Here is a 12,133-nt window from a genome sequence, read left to right as displayed (position 1 = left end):
TGACCGAGGTTCATTCGTGAAGGCACACCAAGAGGGTTGAGCACGATGTCGACTGGAGTACCATCCTCGAGGAATGGCATGTCCTCTGCGCGAACGACCTTTGCAACGATACCCTTGTTACCGTGGCGGCCGGCCATCTTGTCACCGACAGTGATCTTTCTCTTCTTAGCTACGTATACCTTAGCGAGCTTCATGACTCCGTTAGGAAGATCATCACCGATCTTGATCTTGTCGACAGCCCTCTTGTATCTTGCCTCAACCTCCTTGCGTGCGATGCAGAAGTTGTTGATGATGTCCTTGACGAGAGCGTTGGTAGCCTTGTCAGAGGTCCACTTTGCAGTGTTGATATTGAGGTAGTCGATGCTCCTGAGGTCGTCAGCAGTGATGGTCTTGCCCTTGGCGATGATCTCGACGCCGTAGAGGTCGCTGATGCCTGCGCTCTTCTTGCCGTTGACAAGAACTGCGAGCTTCTCGAGCATGGTGTTGAATACCTTGCCGACCTCGAGCTGGAAATCTTCCTCTGCCTTGTCAAGCTTAGCCTTAAGCTCGACCTTGGCACCTCTCTTGGTATCCTTGACAGCCTTAGAATAGAGGGCAGTCTTGATGATGGTACCGCTGAGTGAAGGGTTAGCCTTGAGTGAAGCATCCTTAACCTCACCGGCCTTGTCGCCGAAGATGGCACGGAGGAGCTTCTCCTCTGGTGAAGGATCGCTCTCGCCCTTAGGTGTGATCTTACCGATCATGATATCACCTGGCTCGATGTGTGCACCGACGCGGATGATACCGTCTTCTCCGAGGTCCTTGGTAGCGTCCTCGCTGACGTTAGGGATATCTGAAGTGAGCTCCTCGGCACCACGCTTGGTGTCACGGACCTCAGTGATGTACTCGTCTACGTGTACTGAAGTAAGGATGTCCCAACGTACCATTGACTCTGAAAGCACGATCGCGTCCTCGTAGTTGTAACCCTTCCAAGGCATGAATGCAACCTTGAGGTTCCTTCCGAGTGCGAGCTCACCGTTCTGGGTTGCATAACCCTCGGTAAGTACCTGACCCTTCTCAACGATCTGGCCCTTGCGGACGATAGGCTTGAGGAGGATAGTGGTGCTCTGGTTGGTCCTACGGTAGATAGGGAGCTTGTATACGGTCACCTCTGGAGTGAAGCTTACGAACTTCTCGTCCTCAGTGCGGTCATACTTCACATGGATCTCGTTTGCATCCACGTAAACGACCTCACCCTTGCGGGTAGCGATGACCTGAGTCCTTGAATCGATGCAGACCCTCTCCTCGAGACCGGTACCTACGATAGGTGACTCTGGGTTAAGGAGCGGAACTGCCTGCCTCATCATGTTGGCACCCATCAATGCACGGTGGGCATCGTCATGCTCGAGGAATGGGATGAGTGAAGCTGCGACTGATGCGATCTGGTTAGGAGCAACATCCATGTAGTTCACTTCCTCCTTCGATACGACAGGGAAGTCTGCCTCGAGACGGCACTGGATTCTCTCGTCGAGCATGTTTCCATCCTCATCGAGGTTGATCTTTGCGAGGGAGATGGTCTGACCCTCCTCCTCTTCAGCGCTCATATATTTCCATCCCTCGGAGCTGAGGTCGACCCTACCGTTCTCCACCTTGCGGTATGGAGTCTCGATGAAGCCGAGATCATTGATCCTCGCGTATACGCAGAGAGATGAGATAAGACCGATGTTAGGACCCTCAGGAGTCTCGATAGGACAGAGACGACCATAGTGGGTATAGTGTACGTCTCGCACCTCGAAACCTGCTCTGTCTCGTGAAAGACCGCCAGGACCGAGAGCGGAAAGACGACGCTTGTGGGTGATCTCAGAAAGCGGGTTGGTCTGATCCATGAACTGTGAGAGCTGGCTCGTTCCGAAGAAAGAGTTGATCACAGATGAAAGGGTCTTCGCATTGATGAGATCGGTAGGTACAAACTGCTCACTGTCGCGTACGTTCATCCTCTCACGGATGGTCCTTGCCATACGTGAAAGACCTACGCTGAACTGGTTAGCGAGCTGCTCACCTACGGTTCTGATACGCCTGTTGCTCAAATGGTCGATATCATCCACGTTTGCCTTCTCGTTGATGAGGCGTACGAGGAAACCGATAATAGAAACGATGTCTGTCCTGGTGAGGACCTTAACGTCATCAGCGATATCGAGAGAGAGCTTCTTGTTGAGACGATATCTTCCGACATCACCGAGGTCGTACCTCTTCTCAGAGAAGAAGAGCTTGTCGATGACGTCACGTGCAGTCGCCTCATCAGGTGGTTCTGAATTACGGAGCTGTTTGTAGATATAGTTGATAGCCTCGGTCTCCGTGTTGGTAGGGTCCTTCTGGAGAGTATTGAAGATGATCTCATACTCCTTAGCGTCGGCCTCTTCCTTCTGGAGAAGGATGCTCTTGACATCTTCTGTCTCAGTAAGCTTGGCGATGGTCTCCTCGTCAAGGATCTCACCGCGCTCTACGATAGCCTCGGTTCTCTCGACAGGGATAACCTCTCCTGTGTCCTCGTCAACGAAGTCCTCGATCCAGGTCTTGAGCACCTTAGCGGCGAGCTTCCTGCCCTGGAACTGGCTGAGAGTCTCAGCATTTGCCTCGACTTCGTCAGCAAGGCCATATATATCAATGATGTCCTTGTCGCCGCCGAATCCGATAGCACGGAGAAGGGTGGTGACAGGAAGTTTCTTCTTACGGTCGATGTACGCATACATGACGTTGTTGATGTCAGTAGCGAACTCGATCCATGAACCCTTGAATGGGATGATTCGGGCAGAATAGAGCTTGGTTCCATTCGCATGGAGGCTCTGGCCGAAGAATACACCAGGGGATCTATGGAGCTGTGATACGATGATACGCTCTGAACCGGTGATGACGAAAGTACCACCAGGGGTCATGTAAGGGATGTTACCGAGGTATACATCCTGCACCTTGGTCTCAAAGTCCTCGTGCTCAGGATCACTGCATGAAAGGCGGAGTTTTGCCTTGAGAGGCACGTTGTAGGTAAGGCCTCTCTCAAGACACTCTTCGATCGAATACTGTGGCGGATCGATGAAATAGTCGATGAATTCGAGCTTATAATTGTTCCTCGTATCTTCGATAGGGAAGATCTCCTGGAAAACCTGATAGAGACCCTCATTACGCCTGTTCTCAGGAGTAGTGTCGAGCTGGAAGAAGTCCTGGAATGACTTCAACTGCACCTCGAGGAGGTCAGGATATTCAAGGAGAATCTTTGAGGAAGCGAAAGATATACGCTTTGCTGTAGTCTTATTTGACATTTTCTGCCTTGTATTGTAATAAATACTTTTTTACGAGAAAAAGGTTTAGGGCCTATTTGACCCTAAACCTGAATTTCAAACCCCGATAGTCAGGGGTGAGGCGAAATTACTTAATCTCAACCTCAGCACCAGCCTCTTCGAGAGCGGCCTTGAGAGCCTCAGCCTCAGCCTTGCTGACCTTCTCCTTGATGATAGCATCTGGAGCCTTGTCAACGAGATCCTTAGCTTCCTTAAGACCGAGACCAGCAGCCTCCTTAACGGCCTTAACGACCTGGAGCTTAGCCTGACCAGCTGACTTGAGGATAACGTTGAACTCAGTCTGCTCAGCCTCTGCAGCTGCTGCTGCAGGACCTGCTACTGCTACCTGTGCTACTGCAGGCTCGATACCGTACTCCTCCTTGAGGACCTGTGCGAGTTCCTGAACTTCCTTTACAGTAAGGTTAACCAACTCTTCTGCAAGAACTTTGATGTCTGCCATAATGATTTATTTTTAAGATTGTTAATATTATTCTTCTGATTTCTTCTCTTCCATAGTCTTGAGGAGACCGGCGATCTTCTGACCAGCAGCCTGCTGGAGCATGAGAACGATGTCGGCGATCATCTCCTCGCGAGACTTGATGTTTACGAGGGTGTTGAGATGCTCTGCACCTACATATGCACCACTCTCAACGAGGTAAGCAGCCTTGAGGACTGGCTTCTCCATACCGTCGTCCTGCATCTTCTTGATGAGCTTAGCAGGAGCGTTGGCTACGGTGGTGTACATGATAGCGGTTGGGCCCTCGAGAGCTGGCTTTACAGCAGCAGCGTCCTCATTACCCATTGCATCGATACCCTTGCTGAAGAGGGTGTTCTTGACTACAGAGAGGAGGATACCTCTCTCGAAGCACTCACGACGGAGCTTTGAAGTCTGCTCAGCATTGAGACCAGAGATATCGGTAATGTAGAAATTAGGATACTCCTGGAGCTGTGCTGAAATCGATTCAAGTATCTGAACTTTTTCTTCCTTTCTCATAATATTTGAACTTTATTTTTCAGCACCGTTGAGAGACTTGATATCCACATGGATACCACGGCTCATGGTTGTGCAGATTGATATTCCCTTAAGATATGTACCTTTGAGAGTCTGTGGCTTGAGCTTGAGGACCTCGTTGATGAGAGCGAGAGCATTCTCCTCGATCTGTGCAGGAGTGAAAGATGCCTTACCTACTGCAGCGTGGATAATACCGGTCTTATCAACCTTGAAGTCAATCTTACCTGCCTTAACTACCTTGACAGCCGTGCCGACCTCCATGGTAACGGTGCCGGTCTTAGGGTTAGGCATGAGACCGCGAGGACCGAGGATACGGCCGATAGCACCGATCTTTGCCATTACTGAAGGAGTACAGATGATAACGTCTACGTCAGTCCAACCGCCCTTGATCTGCTCGATATAGTTGTCGAGACCTACATAGTCAGCACCTGCTGCCTTTGCCTCTTCCTCCTTGTCAGGAGTACAGAGAACGAGGACGCGTACGGTCTTACCGGTTCCGTTAGGAAGGGTAACGACGCCACGGATCATCTGGTTAGCCTTACGAGGGTCAACGCCAAGGTTCATGTGAACCTCAACTGAAGAGTCGAACTTGGTGAAGGTGATCTCCTTGAGAAGTTCGCACGCCTCGCTGAGCTTATACTGGTTAGCAGCGTCGACCTTGCCGGCAACTGCTTTCTGGTTCTTTGTAAGTTTAGCCATATGCGTGTGAAATTTTAGAGATCAGCTGGCATTTCGCCTTCGACCTTGATACCCATACTTCTTGCGGTACCAGCAACCATTGACATTGCAGACTTGATAGTGAAGCAATTGAGGTCAGGCATCTTAACTTCGGCGATAGCCTTTACCTGATCCCAGGTGATGGTAGCGACTTTCTTTCTGTTTGGTTCTGCTGATGCAGTCTGGATCTTAGCTGCTTCCTTGAGCTGGATGGCTACAGGTGGCTGCTTAACCTCGAAGCTGAATGACTTGTCACTGAAAACAGTAATTACAACAGGGAGGATCTTACCAGCCTGATCCTGGGTGCGAGCGTTGAACTGCTTGCAGAAATCCATGATATTAAGACCCTTCGAACCGAGGGCTGGACCTACTGGAGGTGATGGATTAGCTGCACCAGCCTTGATCTGGAGTTTGATAAATCCAGCAATTTCTTTTGCCATAATGCGTTATTCTTTTGTTACTTGTGTAAAGTTGAGTTCCAACAGGGTTTTCCTGCCGAAGATCATAACCATGACCTTGAGCTTGCTTCGATCCTCGACAACCTCCTCTACGGTTCCATTGAAACCGTCGAAAGGTCCATCTGTGATCTTCACAGCTTCGCCTACCGCGTAGTCGATGATTGTCTCGCTGTCGTTTTCAGTCTTCTCATCCTGCTCACCAAGAATTCTCTTAACCTCATCATCACGAAGAGGCATAGGGTTTCTCTCGGCCTTGCTTTCAGTGAGGAATCCTGACATATGAGGAACCTCATTGCGGATGATGTACTGGAGTTCACCGGTGAGATCTGCCTGAATAAGAACATAGCCGGGATAGAAGAGCCTTTCAGTGCAGACTCTCTTACCATCTCGGATCTTGTATACTTTTTCAGTAGGAATAAGGATCTGGTCTACCAGGTCCTGAAGACCACAACGCTCGATTTCTTTCTCGAGATATTCTTTCGCCTTCTTCTCCTTTCCGCCGGCAGCTCTAAGAACATACCACTTCTTGTTGCTTTCGCTCATAGTTAAAGGGGGACGTTACAAAGAGTAGATCAGCGTCATCAGCTTCTGGAAGAAGAAGTCCATGCAGAAAACGACCACAGCAAGAATCACAGAAGCTACCATCACGAGAATGGCTGAGCTCTGAAGCTTGCTCCAAGTAGGCCAGGTAACCTTCTTGGTCAACTCTACATAAGACTCTTTAAGATAGTTAATGAACTTTCTCATCTTTACTGTTAATGGACATTGCCGGGTGGAAGCTGTTGGCAACGTCTGTTAAACATTATCAAATCGTAACCTTTGATATTTGCAGGGGAAGCAGGATTCGAACCCACATCGACGGTTTTGGAGACCGCTGAACTACCCTTGTTCTATTCCCCTAAAAAAGTGGGCGCCGGTAGTCGACACCCACCTTGTTATGGTTTATTGAAAATTAGTCAATAACCTTGGTTACCTGACCTGCGCCAACGGTACGGCCACCCTCGCGGATTGCGAAACGGAGACCCTCGTTAAGTGCTACAGGGTAGATGAGCTCTACAGTGATAGTAACGTTATCACCAGGCATTACCATCTCTACGCCCTCTGGGAGAGTGATCTCACCAGTGATGTCAAGGGTGCGGAGGAAGAACTGAGGACGATAGTGGTTCTTGAAAGGAGTGTGGCGACCACCCTCGTCTTTCTTAAGAACGTAAATCTCAGCCTGGAACTTGGTGTGTGGGTGGATGACACCTGGACGTGCAAGCACCTGACCACGCTTGATCTCCTTCTTGTCGATACCACGGAGGAGAAGACCTACGTTATCACCAGCCTCACCCTCATCGAGGATCTTGCGGAACATCTCGACACCAGTTACAACTGACTTCTTAGGCTCCTCACCGAGACCTACGATCTCAACATCGTCACCAGTGTGGATGACACCTGTCTCGATACGACCGGTAGCAACGGTACCACGACCTGTGATAGAGAAGATGTCCTCGATAGGCATAAGGAATGGCTTCTCGTTATCGCGTGGAGGAAGCGGAATATACTCGTCAACAGCGTCCATGAGCTCCATGATCTTCTCCTCATAGGTAGGATCACCGTTAAGTCCACCAAGTGCTGAACCACGGATAACAGGAGCGTTGTCACCGTCGAAATTGTAGAATGAAAGGAGGTCACGTACTTCCATCTCAACGAGGTCGATCATCTCAGGATCGTCAACGATATCTACCTTGTTAAGGAAGACAACGATCTTAGGGACGTTCACCTGGCGAGCGAGAAGGAAGTGCTCACGAGTCTGAGGCATAGGACCATCGGTAGCAGCAACTACGAGGATAGCACCATCCATCTGAGCAGCACCAGTAACCATGTTCTTCACATAGTCAGCATGGCCTGGGCAGTCTACGTGTGCGTAGTGACGCTTCTCAGTCTGATACTCAACGTGTGCGGTGTTGATAGTGATACCACGCTCTTTCTCCTCAGGAGCGTTATCGATCTGGTCGAATGACTTTACTTCTGAAAGGCCGCGCTTTGCCAATACGGTAGTGATAGCGGCAGTCAAAGTAGTCTTACCATGGTCAACATGGCCGATAGTACCAATGTTAACGTGTGGTTTGTCTCTTTTAAAGGTTTCTTTAGCCATAATCTGATTTGTTTATGATTATATTTCAGAGCCGGTGGTGAGAATTGCACTCACGACCTCTTCCTTACCAAGGAAGCGCTCTACCCCTGAGCTACACTGGCATTAGTTTTCTTTAGAGCGGAAGACGAGGTTCGAACCCGCGACCCTCAGCTTGGAAGGCTGGTGCTCTACCAACTGAGCTACTTCCGCAACAAACACAAAAAAAGTGGGCAGAGATGGATTCGAACCACCGTAGGCGTAAGCCAGCAGATTTACAGTCTGCCCCATTTGGCCACTCTGGTATCTGCCCAATTTAAGTCAAACTTCGGGAGCCGATAGAGGGAGTCGAACCCACGACCCCGAGATTACAAATCACGTGCTCTAGCCAACTGAGCTATATCGGCAATTTCCTTCGGCTGCACCGAGATGCTTGTGAAAGGGATTGCAAAGATAGAGATAAAAACTGATTCTGCAAATAAATTCGCAAAAATCTTTACTTTTTCATTTCTTCCTGCAACATGCCGTAAATGCTCTCTGAATCAAGCCCACAATCCCTCAGAAGGTCGCCCCTGCTTGCCTGAGGGACGAACTTGTCAGGTATTGCCGCGTGACGCAGACGGACTGCAGATCCACACGAAGCGAGGTACTCTGCGACAGCTCCGAAGAGTCCTCCGGCAGCACATCCGTCCTCCAGCGTGATCACGCAATCATAGCCCTTGGCAACTTCTGCGAGTATGTCTGTATCTATCGGTTTTATATATCTCATGTCATATACGGCAGGAGACTCACCGGTCTCCGCCTTGAAGGCCTCGGCGGCCTCTACGGCCCTGTTGCAGACAGGTCCGATTCCGAGTATCGCAACACGTGAACCCTCCACAAGTCTTTCACCCTTTCCTACCGGAACTTCAGCATAAGGAGCGGACTTCCACTCGACACCTTCTCCGCCTCCGCGCGGATACCTTATAATAAATGGGCCGTCATGTCGTATCGCAGTGCCCAACATATTCTTAAGCGAAAGCTCGTTGCGAGGTGCTGCGACCGTCATGTTAGGGATGCTCCTGTAAGCCGCCATGTCGAACGCTCCGTGGTGGGTAGGTCCATCCTCTCCCACTACACCTGCCCTGTCGAAGCAGAACACTACAGGAAGGTTCTGAAGGGCGACGTCATGTATGATCTGGTCATAAGCCCTCTGAGAGAAGGAAGAGTAGATATTGCAGACAGGGCGAAGTCCGCCAGCCGCGAGACCGGCAGAGAAAGTCACCGCATGCTCCTCCTCGATTCCGACATCGAAGAAACGCTCAGGGAACTGCTGGGAGAAGCTGTTCATTCCGCATCCGCTGGACATCGCAGGGGTAATGCCAACGATCTTCTCATTGCCCTTTGCCAGATCCACGAGAACCTCGCCGAACACATCCTGGTAACGGTCAGCGCTCTTGCTAGACTTCACGCGCTCGCCGGTCTCAGGATCGAATTTTCCAGGAGAATGCCAAACGGTCGGATCCGCCTCTGCAGGGGCATAGCCGTAGCCCTTGGTGGTGACGCAATGCAGGATACGCGGTCCCTTGAGATCCTTCACGGCACGCAAGGTGTCCACAACCTGCTGAATATCGTTTCCGTCGATAGGGCCGAAATATCTGAATCCGAGGGACTCGAAGAGGTCACCTCCGGACTTCTTCACGATGTATGACTTGAGACCCTTGGTCCACCTGTGCACGAAATTCCTGGCGTTGCCGTCGCCCATCCTTTCCCAGACCTTACCTTTGATCTTGTTGTAGGAAGGGTTGGTAGTGAGACGGAGGAGATGCTCATGGATGGCTCCTCGAGCCTCATCGATGGAGTGGTTGTTGTCGTTGAGAATTACGAGTATGTCGGAATGGCTGTCGCCGGCATTGTTCATGCCTTCAAAAGCGAGGCCTCCGGTAAGGGCGCCGTCACCGATCACGGCCACGGCCTTCGTACCGTCGCCCTTGATTCGCGCAGCCTCGGCATATCCGAGAGCAGCAGATATGGATGTGGATGAATGTCCGACGCCGAATGCGTCGTACGGGCTCTCGTCCATCTTCGGGAAGCCGCTGAGTCCGCCCTTCTGACGAAGCGTGCGGAAAGCATCACGCCTTCCCGTAAGGATCTTATGGGCATAGGCCTGATGACCCACGTCGAACACGATCTTGTCCGCCGGGGTATCGTATATGTAGTGGAGACCTGTGATTATCTCTACCGAGCAGAGGCTGGAAGCCACATGGCCCGGATTTCGTGAACAGCAGTCGAGCATATACTCGCGAAGCTCGGAGCACACTCGCCCGAGTTCAGCCTGATTCACTTTCTTCAGATCGTCCGGATTATCTATCTTATCCAGGTATGAATACATAGGTGCTAAGTTAAGACTTTTTTTGACAAAACGCATAAAAAGCTTATCTTCGCAAGGATTGAGTCGCTATTAATTCATCATAGATAAAATGACACAGGCTATCAGCAAAAAGCTCAGCGACAGCTCTGCCGCAAGGTGGACCGCGCTGCTCATCGTATCCTGCACAATGATGTTCGGATACTTCTTCACGGACGTGATGTCCCCACTCGAGCCTCTCCTCACCGCATCGGTGTCGGACGGCGGTCTCGGCTGGTCAAGTGACGAGTACGGATTCTTCTCCGGATCCTATGGATTCTTCAACGTGTTCCTTCTCCTCCTCTTCTTCGGAGGTATCATCCTCGACAAGTTCGGTATCCGCTTCACCGGTATACTCTCGACTGCCCTGATGTTCGGAGGTGCGCTCATCAAATGGTACGCGGTTGGTCATCCTTTCGAGGGTACCCTCACCCTTCCTTTCGGCATCGGCACATACGGAATGCAGGTAATATGGGCATGTATTGGATTCGCGACCTACGGCGTGGGTTGTGAGATCGCCGGAATCACCGTCAGCAAGGTCATCGTAAAATGGTTCACAGGCCATGAGCTTGCCCTCGCGATGGGTCTTCAGGTGGCTCTCGCCCGTATCGGTACTGCAGGTGCGCTCGCTTTCGCACTTCCTTTCGCAAAGCACATGGGTGCCGCTTCCGCATCGGTAGGACTCGGCGCAGCAATGCTCTGCATCGGCATGATCAGCTTCATAGTATACTGCGTGATGGACAAGAAGGAGGACGCTTCAGCTTCCGCAATCATGGAGTCTGACCCTGAGGAGGGCTTCAAGTTCGCTGACCTCAAGACCCTCTTCGTAAACAAGGGATTCTGGTACATCGCAGTGCTCTGCCTCATGTTCTACGCAGGCGTGTTCCCATTCCTCAAGTTCGCCACCAAGCTCATGGTGTTCAAGTATGGCGTAGCCGAGAACGTAGCCGGACTCATCCCTGCGATGCTTCCTTTCGGTACCATCATCCTCACCCCTCTCTTCGGCGGCGTATATGACAAGTATGGAAAGGGTGCGACCCTCATGCTCATCGGCAGTATCATCCTCACCGCCGTACACGCGATCTTCGCACTTCCTCTCAACAGCTGGATCCTCGCAATCTTCGTGATGATACTCCTCGGAATCGCATTCGGTCTCGTTCCTTCTGCGATGTGGCCTTCAGTTCCGAAGATCATCCCTATGAAGCTTCTCGGTACAGCCTACTCGGTGATCTTCTACATCCAGAACATCGGCCTCTCAATGGTTCCTATCATGATCGGTAAGGTTAACCAGGCGAACACCGGTGCTGACGGAGTCATCGACTATACCAACAGTATGATCATCTTCGCTTGCTTCGGTATCATCTCCGTAGTCATCGCTCTTCTCCTCAAGCTTGAGGACAAGAAGAAGGGATATGGTCTCGAGCAGCCTAACCTTAAGAAATAATGCCTGAAAAGAAAGGCTTCAGAATAGAAGGAGCCGCCTGCTGGGCGGCTCTTTTCTGTCTTGTGATACCGATGTTCGCGTCGTATTTCTTCGACGACATGTTCTCTACGGTATCGCATCTCTTCAAGAATCCTGAGACCCTCGAGCTCGGCTGGGATTCGGCCATGCTCGGAGACTTCATCGGAGACTACAGCCTGCTCTGCATCTGCGGAGGTCTCATCATAGGAGGCATACTGCTCGACGTCTTCGGCGTCAGGATCATGGGATCCATCTTCCTCGGAATGATGGTCGGAGGAGCAGCCCTCGCCTACTATGCGGTATCGTCCGGTCTTCCTGACGGGACCGCCATCGCGCTCGGACGCATCGGAAGGATGACCTTCGGACTGGGCAGCGAGATTGCAGGCGTCGCCGTTACCCGTTCCATCGCCAAGTGGTTCAAGGGCGGCAGGGTGTCCCTCGCGATGGGACTCCAGCTCGCAATCGCAAGGCTGGGCACCGGCATCGCGCTCATAGCGGCACCGTTCATCGTAGGCGTTCCGAAGGACTTCTACACCCTGGCAGACACATCCCGACCTGCGCTCGTTGGTCTTGTGCTCCTGCTCATGGGAGGCATCGCATGGGTATTCTTCACCCTTCTCGACGCAAAGTTCGACAAGGCGAAGGGCATCTCCTACAAGAGGGGCGAAGTC

11 protein-coding genes and 5 tRNA genes are annotated in these 12,133 nt (G+C 51.3%); 2 read left to right on the top strand and 14 right to left on the bottom strand.

The features are described from left to right. The 14 genes from rpoB to dxs form a co-directional block, all read right to left on the bottom strand. The coding region (rpoB, locus tag AC06ND_RS08575) for a DNA-directed RNA polymerase subunit beta (protein WP_475678566.1) at positions 1-3,293 on the bottom strand (3,293 nt) is incomplete at its 3' end. A 106-nt stretch (positions 3,294-3,399) separates the two neighbouring features. After that, complete coding sequence (rplL, locus tag AC06ND_RS08570; RefSeq protein ID WP_475678565.1) at positions 3,400-3,771, bottom strand: 50S ribosomal protein L7/L12; 372 nt, start codon at positions 3,769-3,771, stop codon at positions 3,400-3,402. A 27-nt stretch (positions 3,772-3,798) separates the two neighbouring features. Then, positions 3,799-4,305, bottom strand: a complete 507-nt coding sequence (rplJ, locus tag AC06ND_RS08565) for a 50S ribosomal protein L10 (protein WP_475678564.1) — start codon at positions 4,303-4,305, stop codon at positions 3,799-3,801. A 12-nt stretch (positions 4,306-4,317) separates the two neighbouring features. After that, on the bottom strand, positions 4,318-5,022 hold the full coding sequence (gene rplA, locus AC06ND_RS08560) for a 50S ribosomal protein L1 (RefSeq protein WP_475678563.1): 705 nt from the start codon (positions 5,020-5,022) through the stop codon (positions 4,318-4,320). A gap of 14 nt (positions 5,023-5,036) precedes the next feature. Next, positions 5,037-5,480, bottom strand: coding sequence for a 50S ribosomal protein L11 (rplK, locus tag AC06ND_RS08555; protein WP_475678562.1), 444 nt, complete (start codon positions 5,478-5,480; stop codon positions 5,037-5,039). Positions 5,481-5,486: 6 nt separating this feature from the next. Beyond that, entirely contained in the window at positions 5,487-6,041 is a 555-nt protein-coding gene (nusG, locus tag AC06ND_RS08550) for a transcription termination/antitermination protein NusG (RefSeq protein ID WP_475678561.1), read from the bottom strand. A 15-nt stretch (positions 6,042-6,056) separates the two neighbouring features. Beyond that, complete coding sequence (gene secE, locus AC06ND_RS08545) at positions 6,057-6,245, bottom strand: preprotein translocase subunit SecE (RefSeq protein ID WP_475678560.1); 189 nt, start codon at positions 6,243-6,245, stop codon at positions 6,057-6,059. Positions 6,246-6,327: 82 nt separating this feature from the next. Further along, positions 6,328-6,398 (bottom strand) — tRNA-Trp (locus tag AC06ND_RS08540). A gap of 52 nt (positions 6,399-6,450) precedes the next feature. Continuing rightward, the gene (tuf, locus tag AC06ND_RS08535; RefSeq protein WP_475678559.1) at positions 6,451-7,638 is read right to left on the bottom strand and encodes an elongation factor Tu; all 1,188 of its coding nucleotides are present in this window, start codon (positions 7,636-7,638) and stop codon (positions 6,451-6,453) included. Between the two features lie 29 nt (positions 7,639-7,667). Further along, positions 7,668-7,739 (bottom strand) — tRNA-Thr (locus AC06ND_RS08530). A 15-nt stretch (positions 7,740-7,754) separates the two neighbouring features. Beyond that, positions 7,755-7,827 (bottom strand) — tRNA-Gly (locus AC06ND_RS08525). Between the two features lie 17 nt (positions 7,828-7,844). Beyond that, positions 7,845-7,927 (bottom strand) — tRNA-Tyr (locus AC06ND_RS08520). Positions 7,928-7,947: 20 nt separating this feature from the next. Then, positions 7,948-8,021 (bottom strand) — tRNA-Thr (locus tag AC06ND_RS08515). 89 nt (positions 8,022-8,110) lie between these two features. Continuing rightward, positions 8,111-9,985 carry a 1-deoxy-D-xylulose-5-phosphate synthase gene (gene dxs, locus AC06ND_RS08510; protein ID WP_475678558.1) on the bottom strand — a complete coding sequence of 625 codons (1,875 nt, stop codon included), beginning with the start codon at positions 9,983-9,985 and terminating at the stop codon, positions 8,111-8,113. Between the two features lie 88 nt (positions 9,986-10,073). Here dxs and AC06ND_RS08505 point away from each other — a divergent pair, with 88 nt between their 5' ends. Further along, positions 10,074-11,444, top strand: a complete 1,371-nt coding sequence (locus AC06ND_RS08505) for an MFS transporter (RefSeq protein WP_475678557.1) — start codon at positions 10,074-10,076, stop codon at positions 11,442-11,444. Further along, a partial coding sequence (locus AC06ND_RS08500; RefSeq protein WP_475678556.1) for an MFS transporter occupies positions 11,444-12,133 on the top strand: 690 nt, incomplete at its 3' end. The genes AC06ND_RS08505 and AC06ND_RS08500, both read left to right, overlap by 1 nt.

Source organism: Candidatus Cryptobacteroides sp. (assembly GCF_056207615.1).
The sequence above is the reverse complement of the archived record's forward strand: the minus strand, read 5'-3'. Positions and strand labels throughout refer to the sequence as shown.